The organism is Paenibacillus sp. NAIST15-1 (genome assembly GCF_001894745.1).
GTDB lineage: Bacteria > Bacillota > Bacilli > Paenibacillales > Paenibacillaceae > Paenibacillus_B > Paenibacillus_B suaedae.
The window spans coordinates 113,503-139,839 of record NZ_BBYF01000009.1 but is presented as its reverse complement, the minus strand read 5'-3'; the positions used below and the strand labels follow the sequence as shown (position 1 = coordinate 139,839).

Here is a 26,337-nt window from a genome sequence, read left to right as displayed (position 1 = left end):
TCCAACGTGCAGGAAAAAGAAGATTGCTGTCGAAATTTCATAGAATGATGAACAAGAAAAAAGTCATTGTGAGCACGTTATTGTTCGTGCTTTTGCTTGCCAGTATTCACGTAACATGGCTTATTACTCTGGAAGCATCTCAGCATGTCCAGGTGGCTAATGGGGTAGCTGATATGCGCGGCATGAAGCTGGATAACAGGCATACCGTATATTTGGATGGCCAGTGGGAGTTCTATCCGGATGCATTCCTATCTAATGAAAATGAGCTGCGTCAGTTCCAAGGCCAATCGAGCTATGTTCAGGTTCCCGGAGATTGGAGGGAAGGTTGGCAGCAGCATAAAAGCAATTCATATGGTTATGGGACGTACCGGCTTCGTATATTGGTTGATCAGACGGTAAGTCAACCCTACACGTTTTGGATAAGAGAAATTCAAGCTGCCAACGTTTTTCTCATCAATGGACAGATCAGTGCGAAATCGGGGGTAGTGGCCACCGATGTGGAGTCGTATCGACCCGTTCAGTCATCATTTACCGCTTCTTATGAGGTCGAGGCAGAGGATCAAGGCGTTATCGAGGTTCTGCTTCAGGTCTCCAACTTCGACAGTCCCTATAAAGGAGGCATCGTTCGCTCTGTAAGATTCGGAACGGAGGCTGCAGTTGGATTTCAACGCTGGTATTCCATCGGTTTTCAACTAGCTACCTTTATCATTTTGATGCTGCATGGCCTATATGCCATCATTTTATATTGCTTTAATCCGAGAGAGAAGACGTTTATTATTTTCGGGTTATTAATGACAATGACAGGTACATTAGTCATCGCTGACAATGATTCGATCCTGCTGTTATGGCTTCCAATCAATTATACCTGGGCGCTTCGAATCAAGATTCTTGCTTATTTGTGGCATGCCTGCTTCATGATGATTATGGGAAGGAACTTTTCCGGATTTACACGGCGCGGTAAGCTGTTCTACGGATATACGGGCTTCTTAGTTATGTTTACAGCATTTACACTTGTTGCCCCTGCACCGTATATTTTCTTCACGACGGCCTATAAGATTTTCAGCGTGCTTTATCTCTTCCCGATAATTTGGCTATCATCCCTGATTATGCAGATGGTCTATCAAAATCGCAGGGAAGCTTATATTTTGCTGCTTGCGGCTGTCAGTGTCATGTCGGGGGTTACTTGGAGTGTCTTTATTTATAGCGGAACGAAAAATATGATTTACTATCCGATCAACATCATCGCTTCGATTGTTGGATTTTCGGCGTATTGGTTCAAGGGATATTTCCGCAATGCTGAAGAGAATTCAAAATTGAACGAGCAGTTGCGGGAGGCTGACGAGAAGAAGGATCTATTCTTGGCAAACACGTCGCATGAATTGCGTACGCCGCTGCACGGTGTCATCAATATTGCGCAGTCCGTCGTCACACGGGAGAAGGAACTGATGGATGAGAAGAGCAGGGAAGATATGGAACTGCTTATTACGATCAGTCGCCGAATGTCGCATACCATTAATGATTTACTTGACTTGGCACAGCTTCGGGAAGGGAAAGTCATTTTATATTGCACTCCGCTTCATGTGCAGTCGGTGGCATCTGGCGTGCTGGACATGCTGCGTTTCATGATGGAGGGCAAGCCAATTCAGCTGGTTATGGCGATACCAGATACATTTCCGCCTGTTATAGCGGATGAGAAGCGATTAGTTCAAGTTTTGTCCAATCTTGTGCATAATGCAATCAAGTTCACGGACGAGGGCTCAATAACGATTTCCGCAGAGGTTCGAGAAGGACTGGCCTGTATCTCTGTTGCTGACACAGGCATTGGCATGAATAAGGAACTGCAGGAGCGGGCATTCCATGCTTATGAGCAAGGAACTGCGGATACGAATACAAGTGCTGGGGGAATCGGACTTGGACTTCGCATTTGTGAGCAAATGGTGCAGCTGCATGGTGGAAGATTGGATGTGGAATCGGAACTGGGGAAGGGCTCTGTATTTTCCTTCACCCTGCAATTGGCCGAACTGGATACCATTCCGCTTGTGCAGGAGGAGAACCAGATAGAGGCGCTTGTATCTGCTCAGGCTGCAAGCGAGGTGAGCATGATCTCTGACGAGTTTCATGTGGTGCAGCAGCAGGCGGCCTCGGCCCTGTATAAGCCAATGGTATTGATTGTTGATGATGATCGCGTGAATTTAAAAATACTGGGGGACATCTTGTCCAGCGATCAATATGAGGTTGTGAGAGCAACGAGCGGCAAAGAGGCCTTAAGCAAGCTGGATGCAGCCAAGTGGGACTTGATCATTACGGATGTCATGATGCCCCATATGTCCGGTTACGAGTTAACTCGTCTCATTCGCGAACGCTTTACGATTCTGGAATTGCCTATTCTGCTCCTAACTGCGCGAAGCAACGCGGAGGATGTGCACTCGGGATTTTTGGCGGGTGCAAATGATTATGTAACGAAGCCTGTTGATGCTATGGAACTGCGCTCCCGCGTACAGGCGCTGACGGAGTTGAAGCAGGCAGTGAACGATCGCTTGCGCATGGAGGCTGCTTATTTGCAGGCACAGATCCAGCCTCACTTCTTATTCAATACATTGAACACGATTACGGCGCTCAGTGATTTCGACACGAACAAGATGAATGACCTTATTGAGGCATTCAGCTCTTACTTGAGAATCAGCTTCGACTTCTTGAACTCGTCGAAGCTGGTACCGATTGAACATGAGCTTGATCTCGTTCGTTCCTACTTATTTATCGAGTATGCTCGCTTCGAGGACAGACTGAATGTCATTTGGGAACTGGAGCAGCACATTCGGGTGATGATTCCGCCACTGACAATCCAGCCGCTTGTGGAGAATGCCATTCGACATGGGGTGCTAAGCCGTGCTCGTGGGGGCACAGTGTGGATCAGGATTACGCAGGATGAACGGTATGTTCATGTGGAGATTCGCGACGACGGTGTAGGTATGGATGCTCATCGAGTTGGTACTCTGCTTGAATTCCATGGGATTGAGAAGCGGGGAATTGGGCTGCTCAATACAGACCGACGATTGAAGCAGCTATATGGAGCGGGTCTCGTTATTCGCAGTAAGGTGAATGAGGGGACGAGTGTATCCTTTGCTATGACGAAATAATAATGGATTGATATTGTGAAATGATTTATAGGGCTGCCCTAGGTCACCTTACTGACCTTTAGGCAGCCCTCCCTTATGAATATACAGGTGATTGCTGCAGAAATTGAAGAACAAGGGAATTGAATTGTTGTGGCTCCTCGCTGAAGGGCAGATGGCTAAATTACTATTTTTCCATAAAAAGAGGTAGACGTTCACATGCTTATGAACGACATAAGGCGGGGGATTATCCCTCGCCTTAAGATGTATTGTTTACTTTCTTAGATTGCGACTTGTACGGATAATTACAAGTTCTTGCTTGCATAAATACGAATTGATATCATCATCGACACGATGCCAATGGCAAGCGCAATGATACATGGAATCCACTGCTGAATCTCGTGTGGAAGTGGAAGCGAGATCGAAATGGAAACAGGCCGAGACTGGTACCACTTCATGATCACTGGAGTGATGAAGGGAGTCACGAATATGATCATCATAGATATGAACTTCGTTTTTTCATAACCATATTTGTACTGCAACGGAATCAACACGCCCAAGTACAGGCTGACGAGCAGCAAGGCCGTCCCTACGCCCAAGACACTCAAGCGGCTTAATAGTTGTGGAACGACAAGGGATGTGATTGTATAAAGGCCGAGACTCACAATAAAGATGGTGAGAACGAGCAGATACTTAGCCTTGACTAGCGCATTGCGTGTATAGGGAGTGGCACACAGCAGCGAGGCCCCCTTATACTTTTCCTCCGATACAGACACGGTATTGAATAGAATAAACTCCATAAAGAGTACGGTAATAAGAAAGCTGATGTTTCCATTTCCGCTCAGCGGCATCCGATAAGATATAAATAGAGGTCCACCGATGGCGAATAGCAGCATGACCAGCAAATACTTTTTCGTAAGGATGAGATCTTTTTTGACCAGATTAATGAGCATGTCGATGACCTCCTATGTAAGCCAGCATAATGGACTCGATGGACGGCTTCTCCATATGCACGTTGCCCATCAGCTGCCGCACTTCGGGAATGCTGCGCGTAATGCCTTCGAATCCGTATGCGGTAACCTGTAGAGATAAGAAGAGGGATTCTGTGCGCTCATTCAGCAGCTTCTTGTCTCCCTTCACAAGGGCATGTGAATCCAGCAATGCATCCTTGTCTTCGTGAAATAAGATGTCCCCATGATCGATCATCAACAGGGTATCTGCGATCTTCTCTAAATCAGACGTAATATGTGTGGAGAAAAAGACACTCTTTCTTTCCTCGTTCATGAACTCCAATAGAAGCTCCATCAGTTCATTCCGGATGAGGGGATCAAGACCGCTCGTGGGCTCATCCATAATGAGTAGATCGGCATGATGGGACATGGCGAGTGCAATTGCATATTTCATGCGCATGCCTTTGGATAAGGTCGATATCTTCTGATTCAGCTGCAGATTGAAGCGCTGGATATAGCGTTGGAAGATGGCTTCATCCCAGTTCGTATAGGCAGGAGCGATGATGCTCTTCATTTCCGACAGCGTCATATCATCATAGAAATAGCCTTCATCAAATACGATGCCGATGCGGTTTTTCAACTCGCGCTCATGCTTGTCCATTTCCTTCCCCAGAAACGAAACGCTGCCCCCGTTCTTCTGAATGAGTCCTAGAATGGCTTTAATGGTCGTCGTCTTCCCTGAACCGTTCGTTCCAATAAATCCAGTAATACAGCCTTCTTGTAGGGCGAAGCTAATATTGTTCAGACGAAAGTGTTCAAATTGGACGTTAACATTCGTTACTTCCAATAGATTGCTCATTGCTCATCCTCCTCTACAAATAGTAGTTCCATCATTTCACGTAGTTCTTCCTTCGGAATATCTAGTGTCCGGGCTAGCTGCCATGCCTCCGCGAGCTTCGATTCCACGAGATGACGCTTGGACTCTGCTAGCAGCTCTTGGCTCTCTGGCGCCACATACGAGCCCTTCCCAGCCCTCGTCATGATAAATCCTTCTTCCTCCAACTCAGCGTATACGCGCTTGGTCGTTAGTACGCTGACATGCAGATCGTTCGCAAGTGAGCGAATGGAGGGTAGAAGTTCGCCTTCCTTCAGATCGCCGCGCAGAATCGCGTCTTTGATCTGATCCTTGATCTGTTGATATAAGGGAACGTCGGACACGTTCTTAATAATAATGTTCATAAAATACCCTCTTTGCTCGAAACTGTGCATACTGTATATTAGATAGATACACAGTATGCACAGTTACTACTTTACTCGATCATGCCCGAAATATCAATCCTCTTTTGGGTGGAAGGGGATAGAAAAACCGACCCCATAAGTTGGGGTCGGTCTGGAATAGCTGCTATTAAGATTTCATCCATCTCTTGCGAATGGCGAACAATACGGATCCGAGCATGACAAGTGCCAGTCCAGCAAGCTGCATAGGCAGCGGGCTGTCTTCGCCTGTTTTCGGCAGCACTTTGTCGGATTTATCTTGCTTCCGGTTTTGTTCACGGTTGGTGATGTTATTGCTTGTGCTCTTATCTTTTACTTTATCCGATGTTCCGTTATTTTCGGACTTCTCGTTCGACCCATTGTCAGTGGCGCTGTTATCCTTGCCATCGCCGGAGTCTTTGCCATCCGTTTTATCGGACTCTTTACCAGAGTCACCAGTTTCGTTGCCTGAATCCGTTTCTTTATTTGGCTTGTCGCCTGTTTCATTGCCCGTTTCTTTCTCAGGCTCTTTATTAGAGCCTTCTTCTGTGATGTGGCCAGGAATGCTGCCATCATCTTCAGGTTTTTCTGGCTTGTTTGGTTCTTCCGGATTGATAGGTTTGCTCGGTTCCTTATTGCCGTTTTCGGTCGGTTCCTTCGAATTGTCACCAGGATGTGATGGATCGACCGGATTAACCGGATCAACAGGATTGATTGGGTCAACCGGATCGACTGGATCAATAGGATCGATTGGGTCAACCGGATCAATTGGCTTGATAGGCTTCGGAGTATTCTCGACAGTCACGAGTGTTTCTTTCTCACTCGTAATCGTAAACTCCGTCAGCTTTTCATCAATGAGATAACCATCTGGAGCTTTAGTCTCTTCAACAAAGTAAGTGCCCGCCTTCAGATTCGGAATCAGAATAAGTCCATCCTTATCCGTAGTCTGAATTGGGTACGGCTTACCGTTCTTATCCAAAAGAGGCTGCTGGTTCTCGTCAAGGAGACGGAACTGAGCGCCTTCAAGCCCTTTATCTTTCTTGCCCGTTTCAATCTTCAAGAGCTTCAAGGAGCCCGGAAGAGGTTCGCGAGTGTTCTCCACAGTAACAAGTGTTTCTTTCTCACTCGTAATCGTGAACTCGGTCAGCTTGCTGTCGATGAGATAGCCAACTGGAGCTTTAGTCTCTTCGACAAAGTAAGTGCCCGCCTTCAGATTCGGAATCAGAATAAGTCCATCCTTATCCGTAGTCTGAATTGGGTACGGCTTACCGTTCTTATCCAAAAGAGGCTGCTGGTTCTCGTCAAGAAGACGGAACTGAGCGCCTTCAAGCCCTTTATCTTTCTTGCCCGTTTCAATTTTTAAGAGCTTCAAGGAGCCCGGAAGAGGCTCAAGAGTATTCTCGACAGTAACGAGCGTTTCTTTCTCACTCGTAATCGTGAACTCGGTCAGCTTGCTGTCGATGAGATAGCCAACTGGAGCTTTAGTCTCTTCGACAAAGTAAGTGCCCGCCTTCAAATTCGGAATCAGAATAAGTCCATCCTTATCCGTAGTCTGAATTGGATAGGGCTTCCCGTTCTTATCCAAGAGAGGCTGCTGGTTCTCATCAAGGAGACGGAACTGAGCGCCTTTCAACCCTTTGGTTGCTTTACCTGTTTCGATCTTCAACAGCTTCAATGTACCTGGAAGCTTTTCATTTACAAATGTGAGCTCAATCTTGCCCTCATCTGTAATATCAAATTTCAATGGAGTCGTAATGAGCTTGTACCCCTTAGGTGCAGCCTTCTCGACAAATTGATAGCTTCCAATATCCAGGTTGCCCGTGCTCACCTTACCGTCTGTTCCGGTAATCAGCTTGCTGCGTACGACTTTACCTGTCTTAGCATCTTGAATCTCGAACTCAGCCCCAGCAAGAGGTGAAGCAGGCTTGCCGTCATCTACCTTTGTCAGTTCAACAGAGCCTTTGATTCGGTTATTTGTCACAGTCCCCGTTTTTTGTACGGTTTGGTTTTCATCAATGGTAAATGGAATTTCTTTAGCTTCCTGCTTATACCCAGCGGGAGCCTGAACCTCGACCAATTTATATTGACCTGGAGGGAGATCCGTCAGTTTCAACTTACCGTTCTTTTTCGTAGGTATGTTCGTATATCCATTGACATCTGCATATCCGACTCCATCAAACCGCTGAAGCTTGAACACAGCGTCTTCAAGAAGCTTAGATCTATTTTCAGCATCTACTTTCGTGAGCTCAAAATCTCTTACGATTTTGATGTTCTTAATGGTAACGACCTGGCCATCCTTGCTCAGTGTAATGACCTGCTCCGGCTTTTGCGGCAGCAAGTAGCCTGGAGGAGGGGCCAGCTCTTTAATTTTGTATTGTCTAAATCGCAAATCAGTAAAGGTTGCGATTCCGTCTTGATCCGTTACAGCTTCTTGCAGCAGAATCGTTCCCGATTTATCGTACAGCCCGAATTTCGCGCCTTCCAGCGGCGCTGCTGTAGCAGCATCGACCTTTTTGATTTTCAACTCTCCGCGGCTGGAGGTGCTTGCTCCGCCCCCTGCTCCAGCGAATTCAACTTTGATGCTTGATGATTCATTGCCGTTTACTGTTCCGGAGGACTGACCTTCAAAAGATACCTTATTGCTTAAACTCTCGCCATTATCGGCATCAATAAAGGATTGATACTCTAAAACGTAAGCTTTATCCAGTTCTGTCTTGAAGGTAAGCGTAAGCTTGTTTCCATCGACTTTCAATTCCGCAACTTGCTCTAAATCCATTGGCGTGGAAGCCTTAGTCAAGGTTCCGTTCTGTGACACGGTCGTTTCGTACAGCTTAATCGACTCTGGCACAAGCTTTTGGCTGGCAGACAACGTATCTGTCAGAACCGAACCGGCCTTGATGTGCGATTGGCTGCGGTTAATGTTGACGGTCCAGAACGCGATGTCCGATTGTTCCCCTTTACCTTGGACACCTGTCTTGGATACATACTCATCTCCGTATTGCGGTGACACGGAAGCCGAGCCGTCGAATACTTTGTTGGATGTCGATTTATCCTCCAATGTTGCTCCATTGCTGTAGGATTTGACGACAGACTGATTGTTAAGGCTTGTCTTGTAGGTAATTCGGTAAGCCTTGTCAATTGGGTTGTTGAACGTTAATTCGAAGCCCGATTTATTATTTTCCGTTTTCTTTTCGAATGTATAATCGTTTGTAATGCGGCCTTCTTGAACACCATTTGCGCCACCCGACAAAATCAATTCGTGTACAGTCAAAGATCCGTCAACGAATGTCTGCTCGCCGGTATAAAAGTCGCGAAGTACGGCTTTATCGATGTGGTGAAGGTTGTAGTTGATATCGATCGTCCACGTAATTTCCTTCGTGCGGGCATCGTAAGAACCTCTTTTATTCCCGTTGTTCTTCGTATAGCCATCTGGTGTAACGGTATCTTCTTTCGTGATAGGCTTCTGAGATACGCCTTTTTCTTCCCAATTCAGAGTCGCACTATTTGTGTAGCTGGCGTTATTTAGAACTGGATCGAATTTTGTCTGATACCGAATAACTAGACTGGAAGTAATGTTCGTTGTAAATGTAATCTTGAATCCGCTATGATAGCGGGAATTTGTAGGATCTACTACATAATTGATCGTATAATCCTTATCTTTGGTAAATCCAGCAACCGCCAAGCTATCCTCAAGGCTTTTCTGATCAATGGTCAAACCTCTCGTCTTGAATATATCTTCTACGACGACATTTTCCATCACCTTGTTGTCTTGATTCAGGGTGAGGTACCAACCAATCGTTTTGTTGGCATAGTTAACATCGTCATGGCCCTTGAAGAAGATGACAGGGTAAATGTCTCTCGATGCCTCTTTAGAGGTGTTGTCATGCATCGTGACTTTATTGTTGATTTTTCCATTTTCATAAACCCGGTCAATGGATTTGGTCGAATACTCGATGGAATAAGCTTTCGTTACTTTATTTTTGAATTGCAGCTTAAATCCGTCGGTTGTTTTTACGACCGTATATTCATCTTTGCCCAGTTGTCTGACAACGGTTGCTTTTCCGTTATCGTCAATAGACATTTCGTTCACTACGAATGAATCTACATTGAGTTCTTGAACCTTCGTGTCAAAAACATCCGCAATCCAAGCCTTCGCTTGGTCGATATCACGCTCGTTGTAATTGTATTCAATCTTCCAATTGATCGTTTGCGTGTAAGGATCGTAGCCGGTCGATTGTTTCTCTAGCGGCTTGCTGAATCGTACATCCACACCCGAAGAGATCGTTAGAGGGTTATGATTATCTCCTGTGATCTGAACAGCATTTGTATAGCGCTTATCTTCTGTCTTGGTAATTTTCGTTTTGTATTTCACTCGATAGGCATTTTGTATATTGCCCAGCTCGATTTTGAAGCCATTGGCTTCGCGTACGGGGAGGTAAGCTACTTGCTCAGCTTCTTTAACCGTTCCGTTCAATTGAACGTCAAGCTTATGTACTGTAATCGAACTCATATCGATTTCCAAGCCGTCTGGCAGCATGTCGGTGAAGATAGCGTTATTGATAATGTCTTCACTTGTATTGAAGTCTACAACCCATTCGATTTCCGTAGGATTGATTGTTCGATTGGCTGTGCCACGCTTCGTAATCTCTTTGCTGTTCGGATTTTTGTTGAAATGAATTGGGATTTCGAAGCTGGAGTCCCCTTGAATATCAAAAGTTATCTCTTGCTGGGTTCCACCTTCAAACTTTTTCTCGTCGAAATATCTCCATACGAAGAAATCGCCGATCAGCTCTTGGCCATCCTCAATTTCTTCATTGAACGTGAAGGTTACTTGACCGTCCGGCGTAATATCAAAGGTGCCGTATTCGATTCCACCTTTATTCAAAGGTTGATTCTTAATTGGGGCCGATAACTGGAACTTGTCTGGAAGTCGGAATGTAAAGGTCGAGCCAGCGCCGTAATGGTGACCGGCTGGAAGCTTCCAAGTATAGTCTATATTCACATATTCATTCAGATTTGGACGAATAGATGAAATATTATTCCCCTTCGCATCCGTTATAGACACGGAAGTAAGAATATTGTCTGTAATTGCCCCGTAAGTAACCTTCGTCACGCTGCTGGGATCCTGGCCATTGTTCGGATCCTTGCCGTAAGTGAGGTCGGTAACGCTTGTGGCATTACGATCTCCGGTATTGAACAATTGATTCGGCAACCCATCATACGCTTGAACAAGCGTGGGAGGCAGAACAAGATTCAACATAATAGCGACTACTAAGAGACCGTATAATGTCTTTCTAAGGTTGTTCATTCTTAGAATCTCCTATTTTTTAAATTTTTTTGCAACTGAATCATTGTCTACTAAAGGATTCAGTTTTGTCAAACCAAATGAAAGTTTCAGAAAACATTTCCTGACATGTGAAATTACCCAACGAAATGGTATGTTAAACAGATTTGCTTGACATTTTTTTGTGCGGAAATGAGAAAGGTGGAGGGGCGTACAAGGATTATATGGCGACTATATTAAAATGAAGAAACACAGTTTACACAAAAAAATCCCGATAGGTTATCGGGATGGGTAAGGCGTTGGTCGGTGTATGTGCTGAGCAGCTGCTAGATTACAGATCCATTAGCTTGCGCTGATTCCATCATCCATTGATGGTACCAGTCGATAATTTCCTTGCTAGGGGCCGTATCATACTCCTCTTCGAGCCTGCTTGTCAGATGATTGTACAGCTTGCGTACTTCGGCTGAGTGATTCAGAGAGGCATAAATGTTCATTAGCGCGAAGTAACCATGCTCCATATGAGGGAACTTGTCAATAATTTGGCGATAGATCAGAGTAGCTTCTGAGTACATTTCATCCGAAAGGTAGTATTGGGCAATTACCTCGGCATGGTTCAACCAGATCGTTCGTATGCGCTCCCATTCGTATTCAGCCCAGCCATATCGATGCTCTTCTAGGAAATCTCCTGTGTATGCATTCAAGATGGCAAGATGCTGCGCTAAGGTATCCCTCTGCAGTAAGGGAGCTTCGCGAACAGAGTTCTCCCATTCTTCCACGTCAAGTCGCAATGCGCCCCAAGCCAGACGATATCCTTCGTCTTTATATTTGACTTCTATATCGAGTTCTGCGGTTTTGATCATTTTCCGAATTTGATAAATGGCCGTGTGCAGCTGCGTCGTAGCGCGTTCCGTATCATAATTCGGCCACAGCAGATCCATCAGCACCTGCTTATTCACGGTTTTCTCTCGGTAATAGAGCAGATACGCGAATAGCTCTTGGGCTTTCAGCGTCTTCCAAGGGAATCGCTGTGCAGCGCCGTTCGCATCAATATAGTGCAAGCTTTGCAGACAGCATAATGTCAGCTGGGGTGTACGCTCATGGCTGATTGCAGGAGCTGCCCCATTATGCGGATTCGTTGAGGTAAGCCGCTGCAAGGTCAATGCCAGCCGATTGTGGTGAACCGGCTTTAGTAGGTAATCAAGCGCATTAAGCTCGAATGCTTTGACCGCATATTCTTGATAGGCCGTCACAAAAATAATATGTAGCTGTGGATGAATTTGCAGCAGGCGTTCGGCTAATTCGAACCCGTTAATCTCCGGCATTTCAATATCTAGAAATGCTACGTGGAGCTGCTCCCGCTGTGCAATTTCAATTGCATCATAGGGATTATAGCAAGCCATTAATCGCTCAATTTTATTTCTTCCGGTCTGTTCCGTCAGCAATTTTTCCATTTTCTTTAGAGCGAGTCGCTCATCATCAACAATTATGGCATGCAGTCCCATTGTTAAGATAGCCCCCATTCTATTTCTATTTCTGAATACGCAGGGAGAATGTATGCTGCATATAAGCTTTCTACAAATAGCGAATAGCCGTGTTACGATTTCAAGTGCCTATGTTCCAGAATAGCCCGCATATTAATAGACTTCAAGCTTGGGAGTGATTCAACAAGTGTACAGCTCCGCCAATCTTCCATCAACAGGTAACCGCGCCGTACCAAGGCGAAGATCGTATTGGTGGTGCAATGCCATTCGGGGAATGCTTTGCTGTGATCATCCTCTTCTAAAATAGCTGCTCCCTCATATGTCCAACATCCTCCACTCCAGCGAATGAGCCGTCCTCCATGTCGTCTTGCCTGCTCAAGTGCTTCTTGTTGAATGATGGATAATAGCATGTTCGCATTCCTCCAGCAGTCATAGTCGTACTCGTTAGTTCTATTCAACCATATTTGGCTGAACAAAATCTGAATTCGACTGCTGAGATAGAATGAGACGTCCCAGCTTGTCAGACCAGCAGGAAAAAGGCCGGCTCCCCGAGACCGGCCTTCCCTTCCTATCGAGCTGCTGGCAGCTGGATAACTGCTATGTCATGCCAAGGGTTAGAAATGCAGCATTAATCAAGATTCACCCATACCGTCTTCACTTCGGTGTAATTGTCTAGCGCATAGGAGCCCATTTCACGCCCGATTCCTGACTGCTTGTAGCCACCGAATGGAGCGGCTGCATCGAATACGTTGTAACAGTTGATCCATACAGTTCCTGCTCTAAGCTTGCTTGCAAGATAATGGGCGCTCTTCAAGTCCTGTGTCCATACACCAGATGCAAGGCCGTAGTCGGATTGGTTAGCCTGTTCAATCAAGTCATCCAGCGTATCATAAGGCAATGCTGCAATGACTGGGCCGAAGATTTCTTCACGAGCAATGGTCATCTGTGGATCAACCTGTGCAAACACCGTTGGCTCGATGAAGTAGCCTTGATTGTAAGGTACGCTTCCGCCCGTCACCAATTCAGCGCCAGCTGCTCTGCCTGCTTCGATGTAGCGCTGGACGACATCATGCTGCTCGGAAGATACTAGAGGCCCCATCTCCGTGTCTAAGTCCAAGCCAGCGCCAACACGAATGCGTTTGGCTTCGGAAGCGAGGTCAGCAACAACGTTATCATAGAGTTTCTTCTGCACGTACAGCCGTGAGCCTGCTGAGCACACTTGCCCTTGGTTGAAGGTAATGCCGCTGAGCGCTCCAGGGACTGCCCGGGACAAATCAGCATCAGGAAGAATAATGTTCGGCGACTTGCCGCCAAGTTCAAGGGTAACCTTCTTCAAGGAGTGGGCAGCTTCCTGCATGATGGATTTGCCTACTACTGTTGATCCTGTGAAGGCAATCTTATCGACATTTGGATGCTGGACAAGCGGAGCACCAGCTGTCTCGCCGAAGCCTGGAATGACGTTGACGACGCCCGGCGGGAAGCCAGCTTCCTGAATGAGCTGTGCGAGATAGAGTGCTGACAGCGGTGTCTGCTCAGCTGGCTTCAGGACGACTGTACATCCAGTGGCCAGTGCGGCGCCCAGCTTCCAAGCAGCCATCAGCAATGGGAAGTTCCACGGGATGATTTGTCCTACTACACCTACAGGCTCATGTCTCGTATAGGTGAGGAAGTTGCCGGCAGTCGGTATCGTTTGTCCAACATTTTTGGTTGCCCAGCCAGCATAGTATCGGAAGTGCTCGATGGTGAGAGGAAGATCGGCAGCCAAGGTTTCGCGGAGCGGCTTGCCGTTATCCAGTGTTTCTAGCTCCGCAAGCTCTTGCTTATTCGATTCAATCAAGTCTGCCAGCTTGTAAATGAGACGGCTGCGATCAGCTCCGCTCATGCGGGACCATTCGCCATGATCGAAGGCATCGCGAGCAGCTTGTACAGCTCTATCGACGTCTTCTTCCTGCGCTTCGGCAACGACAGCCAGCACTTCACCAGTTGCCGGATTCATAGAGGAGAATACGTTATTCTTCGCGGATTCTGTCCATTCTCCATTGATGAACAGCTTTTTCGTACCTTGCAAGAATGCTTCTACCTTAGGACTGATCTGAATCTGTGACAAGATGCAATCACTCCTTCTATTTGGAATTGGTACAGTGGTTAATAACTTGTACATCTCATATGTATTCTGGCGATCGGCGAATCATTCCCATTGAGATATTTTTGATGTAAATAGAGACTGATTTGCAGATGTGGTGCGACAGGCTTGCGAATGGATTGGAACATTAAGGAAGTACAGGAATTCTATTGAGAAATAAGTTAAAATAGATCCGAATGAGAGAGTAATAGAGCAATCGCTCTCATAATCTTGTAAGAAATGAGGGAGCTTTCTTGAAAAAGCGATTTCTTATCTGTTCGCTGTTGTCTATGCTGTTGACCTCTACGCTGCTTCTTCCGCAGCAAGCAGGCATCGCAGAGGCGGCTGGGAACAGTCAATCTATGAAGACGAAGATTATGCTGGATAACTATCCGCTAGATTTTCAGGCAGAGCCCATTATTGTACAGGGGAATACGATGGTTCCATTCCGTGGAATCGCAGAAGCGCTCGGCATCGAAGTGCTGTGGAATGCGAAAGATAAGACGGTAACGGCGAATCAAATGACTGCAGATGGGAAGAAGGTAGTCGTTCTGCAATTGAACCAGAAGACAGCCAAAGTGAATGGACAGGCCGTGCAGTTGAATGCAGCGCCGTTCGCCCGTACCGGAACGACCTATATTCCGCTCAGCTTTTTCAGTAAGCAGTTCGGTGCACAGGTATCCTGGGATCAGAAAACGAAAGTCGTCTCCTTGCAGTCACCGCCAAAGAAGATGTACAGTATGGCCTTTTATGCGGTAAAAGCTTTCGGCGAGCGCCAGTATATCCCTCAATTTGATACTGTGGGATTTGGCTGGGCAAGGCTTCAAGAAGATGGAACGATCACAACGAGCGGTAAAGACTTCTATTGGCCCCAAGCTGCAGGAGAAATAACACCTGAGGGGATAGTGGATCAGGCAAAGCAGGAAGGAACTAGTCCGTATCTCATGGTATTTGCTTCAGATCGGAAGAACGAGCTGACGAAAATGCTAGAGGATTCGGCGCTTCGCGATAAGGCGATTACGGATATTGTGCAGCTTGCAACGGACAAAAATTTCTCCGGCATCGTGCTTGATTTTGAAGGGTTGGGCTTGTCTGGAGATATTGGGAAGGCAAAGCGGGATTACAATGAATTCGTGACTCGTCTTGCCAAAGAGTCCAAGGCAGCTAATCTTAAGCTGTCCCTGGCGCTTCATCCACTGAATGGAGCTTACCGAGGATATGACTATAAGACATTGGCCACAGTAGCAGATGATCTCATTATTATGGCGTATGAATATACAAAAGGGAATGTACCAGAGCCATTGGATCAAGTAAATGGGGCGATTAAGCTTGCTCTGAAGGAAGTACCGAAGGAGAAGCTGGTATTAGGCATTTCTACTTGGAGTGAGAACGAGAAAACGATTAGCAGCGTGATTGGACTTGCGAAGCGTCATCAACTGAAGGGAACGGCATTTTGGAGATTAGGACTCATTGGGGAATCCTCTAAAGCACAGATCGACAAAAATATAATTCCGTTGAAATCGTAACAGGAAATCGAGCAAGCACTTATCATTTTTTATTGGAATAGAGCGTGTTGTACACCACAATCCTATAAATTCCTTATGGGGGTGTTCCGAAAGTCATGACTTCGGGGCACCCCTGTTTTTAATGATGGGTGTGCTTCCGGCATGTTGTGTTGTATGAAATGCAAGAATGTTGAGCTTAATAGGGCCGATTTCGGGTCAATGCTGCACACTGTGCAACAAGAGCCTTTTTGAGCGGGTCATATTTGTCCTCTGCCACGGAAAAATGCTGCATGCTATACAACATAACCTGTCTATTTCCTACGAACAGATTTCGTAAGTTGTATTCTATACAACTTATTGGCATTCTAACAACCAGCGTTACTGTGTGCCTCTCTTGTTACAAGTAGATCTGCTTCCACTTATCATGCCTCATTTGATCTTGTCGATAAAGGAACGAATAGATGCTGCCAGCCGATCAGGGCATTCTTCCATAAGAACGTGGCCGAATCCGTCATATATTTCTGTGCAAATGCCGGGTATTGTCTGTTCATATTGCCGGAACACCCGCATTGGAATCATCTTATCGGTTGAGCCATAGATCAGCATCGTGGGAGTGGCGATCTCCGAGGCTCGAGGCGCGATGGCGCCTGTATCGTCGTCAGCCAATGTCTTGGCAATGACATAAGGAATATTCGGATCCTGATAGGGCTTCGTCCAGCTGTCCATAAATGCAGGGGTCATATGCTCCAGTGGCAAACGAAGCATCCGAGCAAGCGTGCCCGGCTTCAACTGGCGCTTCATCGCCCCACGAAATATACCTTCCATCCAGCCTTTGCGGGCAGCCCATTTCACAGGTGAGGCTACACCGCGGCGGAAGCCGTCGGGAGCGACGAGGGTCAAGCTGCGCACCAGATGAGGAGCCTGCAAGGCTAAGTGTACCGCGATTTCACCGCCCATGGAGTGGCCGACAAGATGGACAGAACCGCAGTCTAGCGCTTCAATAACAGTCTGAATTCGCTTAGCTTGTGCTCGTTTGCTGTATGTGGCTGTCCGCGGCTTATCGCTGAACCCAGAACCAAGCAAATCAAGACAGTAGATGCGATATTGTGATGCTAACTGCTCGGCTACGATGCGCCAGCAATAATGATAGGCTGCGGTGCCATGGAGCAGCATGACAGGCTCCTCGTGATTCATGCCATAGGAAGCGATATGTATATGTCCATCAGCAACAGGAATACGCTGTGCATCAACCATGGTCATGTTGATTCACCTCCAGCCGTCCACTTAGATTCACCGGCCATATATGCCAATGTCCGCGCAATCATATGTTGCGCTCGCGCCTGCGGAGCAAGCGATGGATTGAGTGCAGTAACCAGCTCCCACCATTGCTGAACACGCTCTGAAGTCATTGCCTCCCCATGCTCGAGGAAGGAGCGCACTAGATCCAGTGTAATAGGCGGTGTGGATCCGGTGACGAGCGACACGTAATCAAGCGCGGCTTGCTGCATCTTTGTACTGCACTCGTTCTCTCCAGCTTCGATTAGGGCAAGGACTGTGTTCGTAATTGTCACATATTGCTCTCCCCACGGGGAAGGGTCAAGCTGTTGGCTTGATATCGCATCCCAATATGGTTTAAGCTTCTGATTTATTTCTTGGACAAAGGCAGGGTCGTCCAGCATGGCACTCATCCTTGACCATGCGTGAAGCTGATCCTCAGTCAGCTCCTGCTCCTTCGGGACGAACCCAATACAAGCGGTAAGAACTTGCTCTCGCCAACGATCGGGCAGCTGCTTCGCACTTAGTGCATGCTGCATCTTGCTAGCGATAAATTGCTGCCGCTGCCGACTGCTTTTATGGACAATGTCTGCAATGTCGTGCAGATAAGCAAGTGGAGCTCCCCGATGCTGCTGCTCTTGGGCATGAACAAGAATTTGCTTCATTTGTCCTAAATGCTCGATCTGCTGCTCTATAGCCTCCAGCTGCCACTGGATTGAAGTGGACACTGGCATATCATGCTGCAGCATTTGCTTGATTTCCTGAACAGCAAAGCCAAGGTATCGCAGTAATAAGATAAGCTCCAGCTGGGCGATATCTTCATCGTTATAGTAGCGATATCCGGTGGAGTTGAGCTTTGAAGCTGGCAGCAGTTGAATTTCATCATAATAACGAATCGTTTTAACGGTTGCGCCAGTCCGTTTTGATACTTCCCCGATTGAATAGTATCCTTCCATCCTGATGTCTCCCTTCTCTCTATTACGAGTATAGAGTCTCCCGTCACGGGAGAGTCAATCGTTTTCTTGGTAATGGATTCGGGATAGCAGAAAGAACAGACTCAGGAGAACATTGACGGAAGGCTGTGATTATGACATTATACTTATAGATACCAACGGTCGGTATTAAAATGGAGGAGGAAAACAGTATGGCAAGAAACAAATATCCAGAACAGACGCTGGAGCAGATTATGGCGGTATCTGCAAAACTCTTCATGGAAAAGGGTTATGACAAAACGAGTATTCAAGACATTATTAATGAAGTAGGAATGTCCAAGGGAGCGATCTATCATCACTTTACGTCCAAGGAAGAGATTTTGGAGGCGGTTATGAACCAGCGCTCAGATCGTGCAGCAGACATGTTCCAGACCTTAATACAGAGTACTCAAGCACCGAATGCCCGCGAGAAGCTCATTTCCCTATTGGAAGCTCTTGCAGTCGATCACGATGCGCACTCTCTTGATGCTCTCCTATGCTCACAGATCCATAATCCACAGTTTGTCGTGAATGGGATCAAGGATTGCGTACTGCAGGATGCGAAGCAGCTTGCTTCTATTATGAAGCAAGGGATGGAAGATGGATCGATTAGGACGGAATATCCCGATGAATGCGCAGAAGTGTTCTTGCTGCTGTTGAACGTATGGATGAACCCGGTACTGTTCATGCGAGACATCGAGGGAACCATTCGACGTCTCCAATTTCTGCAGCTAATGATGAAGCAATTAGGCGTGGATGTTGTCAGCGACAGCTTGATTCAGAAAGCGATGGAGCAATACAAGAACATGGGGGCTTTCCTGAATGTAGAGTGAAGGAGGAGATGACATTGCAAATGCATGTAGGATTTATAGTTGGATCTGTCATCGCGAGTGTGGTTCTAATAGCGGGAATCATCGGACTCGTGCTGAGCAAGCGGCGTGGCGATACAAGCACTTGGGCAACCTGGGCGGTTCTGTTTGGCGTATGTGCTTTAGCAAGTGCAGTTATTAACTTAGGAATTGCAAAGTGAGAATGAGGGGTGCCTGTGATGAAGATAAGGAAGAAATTGGAGATGGGGAGAGCGTGAAAATGAGAAATAAGAGGCTGCTTGAATCAACGAAGAGGCTGTCCGACAGCACCTACAAGAGAGCAATGAATCAGGCTTATCAAGCTGCACACCCATCTCGGAAGGCGGCATACAGAGGTGCTATAATAAGTGGTGGTATCGGACTGCTGCTGCTGACTGTAGGAGGAGTCGTACTTGGGCTTGGTCAGACGGGATGGGGATTAAGCTTGCTCGGCTCCGGAATTGTGGTTGCAGGTATCAATGTATGGAATGTCCGCCGAATTTCAAGTAAGGGGTAGAACAACTTTTTTTGCACAAATAGATACCAACCGTCGGTATATTACTTATGATTAAATCGGACTCTTACCCTGTAATTGATTTTTTATCTTCATTAGACTGGGGCCGGGAAGGGAAGGAAGACTGCCTTTCCCGGCCTAGTAGCATTACTATTGTGTATCAATGAAACGTAACTTCGGGATATTCACTGCTGGCGCCTTTCATCAGCGCTCCGCCAGTACCCTTCAGGTTCTTATTGAAGAAATCCAGAACATAGTGATTGACGACAGATGCCCCTCTGTACCCATCGATTGTTCCTGTAATACCGGCGTATTGCAGGAGATTCGAATAGAGCTGCAGGTCGGTGAAATTATAATGCTTTGCACCTTCCAATTGAATGATGCTTCCACCGTGCTGCTTTACTTTCTCCATTATGGCAAGCTCTTGTGCAATGATGCTGCTCATCTTCGTATCTGTAATAAGCCCCTTACGCTGCTGCTCCTTCATCTCGGTGAACTTATCAGCCTTCAGGAATAGGGCGGGCTTGTCGGCTAGTCTATTGATGTCTAATTCATAGAGAGAGCCATCCATATTGACCGCCGCCTTGACGCGGGGGTTCGTGTTCAAGACGTTAAATGCGGTCGCGCCCCCGAAGGAATGGCCCATGACACCAATCTTGTCCATGTTGATGGCGCCCGTAAGTGGGCTTGGCATGTGACCAGTATTCAAGCCATCCAACTGGCGAATGACGAAATTCACATCCTCCGTCCATACCGTTCCGATAGATTTGCCTACCGTATAGAAATTATCCATGTTGAAAGTAGTTCGATAGTCTGTATTTGTGCCATCTGGAAACGCTGTAGCTACTGTGCTGTACGGATGGTCGATGGAAGCGACAATATAACCGTGGCTGGCCATCTGTTCGGCTTGAGACACATGAAGCAATCGGGTTGTCCCCATTCCATGATTGATGATTATTAATGGATAGGGAACGGAAGTAGGCTGTACTGCTGCTTCTTCATAGGCATTGCTGCGGATGTACTTCCAATAATCGAATATCGGTTCAGGGAGCCTGATAAATGATGATAATCCCTTTTTATAGGACGCGAGCATCTTTGGATCCTCAGGAAAGACAGGTACGGTCTTCTGCACATTATCTACTTGTGCGGGGTACCAGAATTGCACAAGGATTTTACGTTTATCTCCACCATTCTCTGTATAGATCTCCTCTCGACCTTCATCCGTTAGCGACATCGCAAATGTGCCTACTTGATAGGGGCCCTCCAGTTTCGGCAGCTGAAAAACAGGCAAGCATGACGACAACAAGACGGTCAATGTGATTACGACGCAGGATAGGCCAAATAAAGTATAGCGCACAGATTTCCACAGATTGAACGTGCTAGATGACCGTATACTTTTCCAACATAGACTCCCCGTTACTACGATAGTTAGGTTGTACACGCCGAACATCTGCCATCGATAACCCTCTTGCCACAAGTGCAGCGTGAGAATGGACATGCTGATTGTACTGGCTACGATGCCGGTTAGCCGGGGCAGTTTGTGTGTAAATAGAGTACTTATCAATAATGCAAAGCAAGAGAAAGCCAGCAATATTTCATAGAGCCGCATAACGTTCCTATTCCTCCCGTTCTTCAGAGCGTACTTGCCTCTGTCTATTGAGCGTAAAGGGTGAAGATTAAGGAGAGGTCGATCGTTCGTTTAAAATTCGTTTAAAGAGTGAACCGCGTATGTTTCAGTTTTTGTTCAGAATCATGGATTATTGTGTAAGTAGACTCTCGCCTAATCGTTGAAGCAGAAGCAGCTATACATAGAGCCGGTAAGGAAGGGGGGAGCTGCACTTTATTAACCGATTACGGGAAATGAAGTTGAAGCTCGAACTAAAGCTGAAGAGGTGAATGTTACGAGACATGAAAGAACGTAGAAAGACCTTATATGTATTTTTAGTAATTGCGTTGCTATTAAATCTTGTGTTCCCACCTACTATGGTGAGTGCATTTGATGGATTGCTAGATGATAGTTCTAATCGTACAGCGCAGAGTGTAACAGATGCGACTTACGGGAATGCCCCTAGTGTGACGAAGGCAACTTATGGGGAGATAAATGAAAATATTATAACGAAAGTAACCATAAAGGATAAGGCTGGTAATAATATTACCAAAGTCCGCCCTGATATCGGCGATAAGGTACAAATCATTTTTGACTGGAAGCTTGAGGACGGACATAAGTATGGTACTGGCTCTACATTCAAGTTCAAATTGCCTGATCAATTTGGAGTGGATCGGGAATTAACTGGTGATCTTGAAGGTGGAAGTGATACTGTTGGTACTTACGTTGTAACGAAGAATGGTGAGGTGACATTCACCTTTAATGATGAAATTAATAATGGTCAAGGCCTGGCAGGTTTTTTTGAAGTTTGGCGGGAATTTGACGAAAGCAAATTTGATGGAGGAACCAAGCAAGAAATCAAGTTTGATGATATCGGATTTTCCTTCGTCATTAATTTCAAAAGTAAAAATGAAAGCAATATGACCAAATCTGGCTCACCAGATAAGACGAGGAATCCGAAAAATATCAATTGGAATATCGAACTGAATCGAAACAGTGAAAATATTATAAATGCAGTATTGGGAGATGAGCTTCCAAATGGCTTAGTATTAGACAAATCCTCCATCAAAATATACGAAATAAACGTTCGTCGTGATGGTGGTGAAGCGATAAAGGGAGCCGATGTTACTAACAAGTTTACGATAAATCCTGAGGATTCCAAATTTAGTATTGCTTTTGGCGATATCGATCAGGCTTATCGAGTTGAATATGCAACGATAATTACTGACTTGTCTGGCTATAAAGATGGAACAGACTATCGAACAAAATCATTTAAAAATTCAGCGCAGCTGACAGGAGATACGCTTCCCAAGCCATATGAAGTTACAAAAGAAGTGGAAATTACATTCAGCAAACCGTTAAACAAGAAATCAGTTCATTACGATTCTAGTACACAGACGATTACATGGACAATTGAGTACAACTATAATGAGCGAACCATTGATCAAAAGGATGCGTGGATTAAGGATTTCTTCGATAAGAATAATCTCCAAAAGCTGGATGAAACATCGTTTGTCGTTAAAGAGATGACAATCAAGGATTCAGGCGCAGCTGTGGAGAAATCGGTTCCTGCACTTGAACAAGGGAAAGATTACATCGTCGGACCAACAGCGAACGGTTTCGAGTTGAAATTTAAAAAATCGATTAGCAGTGCCTATAAAATTGAATACAAAACGAAATCTGTTAACCGTGTGTACAACAGCACAGAAGTTACGAATCGTGTGGAAATACATGATGGTACAACAGAAGTTGGAAAACAACCAATTGATCAGGTCATTTTCAGCAAATCTGACGGTATTGTTGACTTTAAGAATAAAGAGGTTACTTGGACATTAACAATTAACTCTGATAGTAAAAAAATGAATAAAGTTAAAATTGAGGACACGTTCAGTACGGATGTATTTGATTTTGTACCAAGCAGCGTTGTAATTGAAGAGGTTGGTACACAGAAGAAGCTGGTAGCAGGGCAAGATTACACCGTAACAAAGACGGCTGCAGGCTTTGAAATTCTCATCGAGAAAATCGAAACAAAGCATAAAATCACATATGCAACAAAGTTTGATCCTAATAAATTCACCAAGGAAGAAATCAACACAGCAAAACTTGTGGATTGGAATGAAAAAGCTCCTCAGGTTCCTTATATCAAAGTAACTGGAAAAGCGAAACCGGATAAATATACGGTTGCAAATGGAGACAAAACAGGCAGCTACAATGCGATAACAAAAGTGATCACATGGCAAATTGACTTCAATTACAATTTAAATGAGATTAAGGAAGCGGTCGTTAAGGACTTTTACACAGAGGGGCAAGATTTTGTAACGGGTTCCTTGAAGGTGTATGAATTAAATCTTAATGGCGGAGAAAATGACGTTAAGCAAGGAACGGAAATCTCCGATTATACGTTCCAAAATGTGAGTGAAAACGGTCAAGACGGTATCGTCATTATCTTCACGAAGAAGCCGATCAATACGGCATATCGTATTACGTATGATACTAGTTTGAAAGGTAAACAGGTATATAAAACTTATAAGAATAATGCCAAAGTGTATGATATGGGCGATGCCGGGAAGAAAGTATTCGAGAAGTCGGCAGAAGTTCCACCGGCATTTGGCGGAGAGTATGTATCCAAGAAAGGCGAGCAAGGGAAAGGTGAGAAATCTGATCTTGCATTATGGAAAGTTTTCATTAACCGAAGCCAGTCCTTTATTGACAAAGGTGCGGTTCTAACAGATACCTTGTCAAAGGGTCACACATTGGATCAAAAATCGATTAAGCTCTATAAGCTTGGAGCGGGAGAGGCAGGAGCACAGACTGGCGGAACACTGGTTGAGCCTCTGGACAGCGTAGCGAAGCTTGAATTTAACGGGCAAACCTTCACGCTTACGTTCCTTGACAGTCTGGAAACATCGTACCGATTGGAGTATCAATCCTATATTGATGCTAATGACGGTGATGTCATTACCAATGATGTGTCTTTTAAGGGGCAAATAGTTGGTCAAGGTAACAAAGAGGCACAAATTCAGGTGAGCCTCTCTGGAGCTGGAGGAGGAGCAAATCCTTCTGGACGCGGTAAATTAATTATTAAAAAAGTAGATGCAAACAATGAAAAAATCACGCTGCCAGGAGTTGAATTTGAACTCTATGATCAATCGGGAACTGTCTTACTAGAGAAATTAGTTACTGATAAGAATGGTGAGGCAACATTTACAGATAAGAGATTTAGAAAATATAAGCTCAAAGAAGTAGAAGCACCAAAAGGGTATTTTATTCAAGGTGATGGTTGGAGCTCTGTTTCGTTCAAAAAAGACGGGCAAATAGAAGTCATCAAAAACACGAAAGGCGTATGGGAATTCGAGTTGACCAAGGTCGATGCGGATTATCCATCCAAGGGGCTGCAGGGTGCCATCTTCAAGCTTCAATTAAAGGATGAACATGATGTGTATCAGGATGTTCCTGGTAGAACGGATGAGCAGACGGATAAAAACGGGAAGCTTAGGCTGAAAGAACTCCAACCCGGAGGCAAATACCAACTTATTGAGGTAAGGGCTCCTGAGGGATATAAGTTGGATTCAAATCCAAAGCCAATACAATTTGAGATTAAAAAGGATCAGACAACATTAGCAACGCGTACGGTTGAGAACACATCACTTCCTGGCTCCATTACTGTAATTAAGAAAGATGAAGCTGGCAGTGCGTTGCTCTCTGGTGCAGAATTTGTCCTTAAAGATGCCAAAGGGAATATCATTGCCACGAAGCAAACTGTTGCAGATGGTATACTGAGCTTCGATAATTTGAAGAGCGGTACTTACACTTTAGTAGAAAAGGCAGCTCCAGAAGGGTATGTGCTCAATACTCAGCCGATTACAGTTGAAGTCAAGAACGGAACGGACACACCGATTACCGTCTTGAACAAACTGGTTCCAGGAACGGTGAAAGTCATTAAAGTGGCGGCAGGCACGAATACTACACTCCCTGGTGCAGAATTCCGCATCCTTGATGCACATAAGCAGCTAGCCAAGGATCAAACAGGCAAAGAATTGACACAGTTGGTAACGGATGAACATGGCCAATTGATCATTATGAATCTGAATCCCGGCCAATACTTCGCGCAAGAAACGAAGGCACCGGTAGGGTATGTGTTGAACGGTGATTTATTCGAATTCACAGTAAGCAAGAAGGCAGTAGCTGAAGTGAAGGTACCGAATACACGTGAGCCTGAAGTGCCTAAGACCGGAACTGCTAAGTTGGTTAAAGTTGATGCGGCCAATGAAGAAAGGAAATTGCCAGGTGCGGAGTTCCGATTGCTGGATGCGAATAAGCAGCCAGTCAAGGATCAAGCAGGCGTGGAATTGCCGCTGCTAATCACGAATGAGCATGGCGAAGTCACGATTCCGAACCTGAATCCGGGCAAGTATTATGCAGAAGAAACGAAGGCGCCAGTCGGATATGTGTTGAACACGGAATTAATCGAGTTTGATGTGAACGCTGGCAAGGAAGCAGTAGTCATTGTGCGTAATACACTCGCTTTGCCGCCGACGGGTTCAGTGAAGCTGATTAAGATTGCTTATGACAATAAAGAGAAAAAGCTGTCTGGTGCCAAGTTCCGCCTTCTGGATGCGGAGAAGCAGCCGGTTAAAGATGAGGCAGGAGTAGAGCTTCCGATCTTAACGACGGATACAAACGGAGAAGCATCCCTTCCAGCCTTGAAGCCGGGGAAATACTTCTTCGAGGAAACAGAGGCTCCAAGCGGTTATATTCGCAACACTACATTGAATGGGTTCGAAATTACGAGAGGGCAGTTGACTGTCGTTACGGTCGAGAATGTTCGTTATACCGATGGAGGGGGAGGGGGCAAGACGGATCCTTATGAACCGTGGGAGCCAAGCAAGCCAGACGACAAGACACCTCCTAAGACAGATCCGAACATTTCAACGGTCCCTGGGCAGATCGTCGATCCTACAGTTCCAAAGACGCCAACAACGCCAACAACGCCAACAACGCCAACAACGCCAACAACGCCAACAACGCCAACAACGCCTGGAACGACGACTGACCCTGATCAGCCTACGGTACCTGGTGAGACGACAGATCCCGATACAGGAAATACGACGGAGCCGGGTGGAAACATGGGCAATCCAGACGGTGACAAGGATGATGAAGGAAATCCTGATGATGCAGATCTAGGAGGCAAGACGGATTCGAAGAAGCCGAATCCTAAGCCGGGCAGCAAGCTGCCGCAAACTGGTGAAGAAGCGCCTGCATCGCCAATCGTCGGTATGATTCTCATTACTGCCGCAGCACTCATGTGGATTGCTCGGAAGCGATTATTTGTAAGACGTTGATGTGATGAACCGCCAGGGAGAGTTCCTTGGCGGGTATCCTACTATTCTGTCCACATACAGAAGATTACAATC

At 45.9% G+C, this 26,337-nt stretch carries 16 protein-coding genes; 6 read left to right on the top strand and 10 right to left on the bottom strand.

The window, feature by feature from the left end:
- The first annotated feature begins 44 nt into the window (after positions 1-44).
- The gene (locus PBN151_RS18985) at positions 45-3,137 is read left to right on the top strand and encodes a hybrid sensor histidine kinase/response regulator (protein WP_072730332.1); all 3,093 of its coding nucleotides are present in this window, start codon (positions 45-47) and stop codon (positions 3,135-3,137) included.
- A gap of 281 nt (positions 3,138-3,418) precedes the next feature.
- Here the strand turns inward: PBN151_RS18985 and PBN151_RS18980 are convergent, their stop codons facing one another.
- The 7 genes from PBN151_RS18980 to PBN151_RS18950 form a co-directional block, all read right to left on the bottom strand.
- A complete protein-coding gene (locus tag PBN151_RS18980) occupies positions 3,419-4,066 on the bottom strand; it encodes an ABC-2 transporter permease (RefSeq protein ID WP_072730268.1) in 648 nt (215 codons plus the stop codon).
- Positions 4,056-4,922 (bottom strand): ABC transporter ATP-binding protein, encoded by an 867-nt coding sequence (locus tag PBN151_RS18975; protein ID WP_072730267.1) that lies wholly within the window; start codon positions 4,920-4,922, stop codon positions 4,056-4,058. Before PBN151_RS18975 ends, PBN151_RS18980 begins: the two co-directional genes overlap by 11 nt.
- Positions 4,919-5,302 carry a GntR family transcriptional regulator gene (locus PBN151_RS18970; protein WP_021262161.1) on the bottom strand — a complete coding sequence of 128 codons (384 nt, stop codon included), beginning with the start codon at positions 5,300-5,302 and terminating at the stop codon, positions 4,919-4,921. Before PBN151_RS18970 ends, PBN151_RS18975 begins: the two co-directional genes overlap by 4 nt.
- Positions 5,303-5,468: 166 nt before the next feature.
- Positions 5,469-10,625, bottom strand: a complete 5,157-nt coding sequence (locus tag PBN151_RS18965; protein ID WP_072730266.1) for a SpaA isopeptide-forming pilin-related protein — start codon at positions 10,623-10,625, stop codon at positions 5,469-5,471.
- Positions 10,626-10,927: 302 nt separating this feature from the next.
- Positions 10,928-12,103: a response regulator gene (locus PBN151_RS18960; protein WP_175560755.1), complete on the bottom strand. Its 1,176-nt coding sequence runs from the start codon at positions 12,101-12,103 to the stop codon at positions 10,928-10,930.
- Positions 12,104-12,195: 92 nt separating this feature from the next.
- The gene (locus PBN151_RS18955) at positions 12,196-12,492 is read right to left on the bottom strand and encodes a hypothetical protein (RefSeq protein ID WP_021252770.1); all 297 of its coding nucleotides are present in this window, start codon (positions 12,490-12,492) and stop codon (positions 12,196-12,198) included.
- Between the two features lie 218 nt (positions 12,493-12,710).
- Positions 12,711-14,243: an aldehyde dehydrogenase family protein gene (locus PBN151_RS18950; protein ID WP_072730265.1), complete on the bottom strand. Its 1,533-nt coding sequence runs from the start codon at positions 14,241-14,243 to the stop codon at positions 12,711-12,713.
- Positions 14,244-14,494: 251 nt separating this feature from the next.
- On the opposite strand from PBN151_RS18950, the gene PBN151_RS18945 reads away from it, so the two are divergent.
- A complete protein-coding gene (locus tag PBN151_RS18945) occupies positions 14,495-15,730 on the top strand; it encodes a stalk domain-containing protein (RefSeq protein WP_072730330.1) in 1,236 nt (411 codons plus the stop codon).
- A gap of 408 nt (positions 15,731-16,138) precedes the next feature.
- Here the strand turns inward: PBN151_RS18945 and PBN151_RS18940 are convergent, their stop codons facing one another.
- The gene (locus PBN151_RS18940) at positions 16,139-16,969 is read right to left on the bottom strand and encodes an alpha/beta fold hydrolase (RefSeq protein WP_072730264.1); all 831 of its coding nucleotides are present in this window, start codon (positions 16,967-16,969) and stop codon (positions 16,139-16,141) included.
- Complete coding sequence (locus PBN151_RS18935; protein ID WP_072730263.1) at positions 16,966-17,940, bottom strand: MerR family transcriptional regulator; 975 nt, start codon at positions 17,938-17,940, stop codon at positions 16,966-16,968. Before PBN151_RS18935 ends, PBN151_RS18940 begins: the two co-directional genes overlap by 4 nt.
- 188 nt (positions 17,941-18,128) lie before the next feature.
- Here PBN151_RS18935 and PBN151_RS18930 point away from each other — a divergent pair, with 188 nt between their 5' ends.
- Genes PBN151_RS18930 through PBN151_RS18920 form a run of 3 tightly spaced genes read left to right on the top strand, consistent with a single transcriptional unit; the run spans position 18,129 to position 19,320 of the window.
- Positions 18,129-18,788 (top strand): TetR/AcrR family transcriptional regulator, encoded by a 660-nt coding sequence (locus tag PBN151_RS18930; protein WP_083545220.1) that lies wholly within the window; start codon positions 18,129-18,131, stop codon positions 18,786-18,788.
- Between the two features lie 14 nt (positions 18,789-18,802).
- Positions 18,803-18,985 carry a hypothetical protein gene (locus tag PBN151_RS18925; protein ID WP_072730262.1) on the top strand — a complete coding sequence of 61 codons (183 nt, stop codon included), beginning with the start codon at positions 18,803-18,805 and terminating at the stop codon, positions 18,983-18,985.
- A 59-nt stretch (positions 18,986-19,044) separates the two neighbouring features.
- Positions 19,045-19,320, top strand: a complete 276-nt coding sequence (locus PBN151_RS18920) for a hypothetical protein (protein WP_139295376.1) — start codon at positions 19,045-19,047, stop codon at positions 19,318-19,320.
- 157 nt (positions 19,321-19,477) lie between these two features.
- Here the strand turns inward: PBN151_RS18920 and PBN151_RS18915 are convergent, their stop codons facing one another.
- Positions 19,478-20,881: an alpha/beta hydrolase family protein gene (locus PBN151_RS18915; protein ID WP_175560751.1), complete on the bottom strand. Its 1,404-nt coding sequence runs from the start codon at positions 20,879-20,881 to the stop codon at positions 19,478-19,480.
- A 344-nt stretch (positions 20,882-21,225) separates the two neighbouring features.
- Here PBN151_RS18915 and PBN151_RS18910 point away from each other — a divergent pair, with 344 nt between their 5' ends.
- Positions 21,226-26,265 carry a SpaA isopeptide-forming pilin-related protein gene (locus PBN151_RS18910; protein WP_072730259.1) on the top strand — a complete coding sequence of 1,680 codons (5,040 nt, stop codon included), beginning with the start codon at positions 21,226-21,228 and terminating at the stop codon, positions 26,263-26,265.
- Positions 26,266-26,337: the final 72 nt, after the last annotated feature.

Bases quoted from the DNA above. Each gene is read 5' to 3' on its own strand.
- PBN151_RS18940 (WP_072730264.1), bottom strand. From the start codon at position 16,969: ATGACCATGGTTGATGCACAGCGTATTCCTGTTGCTGATGGACATATA.
- PBN151_RS18930 (WP_083545220.1), top strand. From the start codon at position 18,129: ATGGCAAGAAACAAATATCCAGAACAGACGCTGGAGCAGATTATGGCG.
- PBN151_RS18980 (WP_072730268.1), bottom strand. From the start codon at position 4,066: ATGCTCATTAATCTGGTCAAAAAAGATCTCATCCTTACGAAAAAGTAT.
- PBN151_RS18970 (WP_021262161.1), bottom strand. From the start codon at position 5,302: ATGAACATTATTATTAAGAACGTGTCCGACGTTCCCTTATATCAACAG.
- PBN151_RS18920 (WP_139295376.1), top strand. From the start codon at position 19,045: ATGAGAAATAAGAGGCTGCTTGAATCAACGAAGAGGCTGTCCGACAGC.
- PBN151_RS18985 (WP_072730332.1), top strand. From the start codon at position 45: ATGATGAACAAGAAAAAAGTCATTGTGAGCACGTTATTGTTCGTGCTT.
- PBN151_RS18965 (WP_072730266.1), bottom strand. From the start codon at position 10,625: ATGAACAACCTTAGAAAGACATTATACGGTCTCTTAGTAGTCGCTATT.
- PBN151_RS18950 (WP_072730265.1), bottom strand. From the start codon at position 14,243: ATGTACAAGTTATTAACCACTGTACCAATTCCAAATAGAAGGAGTGAT.
- PBN151_RS18935 (WP_072730263.1), bottom strand. From the start codon at position 17,940: ATGGAAGGATACTATTCAATCGGGGAAGTATCAAAACGGACTGGCGCA.
- PBN151_RS18910 (WP_072730259.1), top strand. From the start codon at position 21,226: ATGAAAGAACGTAGAAAGACCTTATATGTATTTTTAGTAATTGCGTTG.
- PBN151_RS18960 (WP_175560755.1), bottom strand. From the start codon at position 12,103: ATGGGACTGCATGCCATAATTGTTGATGATGAGCGACTCGCTCTAAAG.
- PBN151_RS18955 (WP_021252770.1), bottom strand. From the start codon at position 12,492: ATGCTATTATCCATCATTCAACAAGAAGCACTTGAGCAGGCAAGACGA.
- PBN151_RS18945 (WP_072730330.1), top strand. From the start codon at position 14,495: ATGCTGTTGACCTCTACGCTGCTTCTTCCGCAGCAAGCAGGCATCGCA.
- PBN151_RS18975 (WP_072730267.1), bottom strand. From the start codon at position 4,922: ATGAGCAATCTATTGGAAGTAACGAATGTTAACGTCCAATTTGAACAC.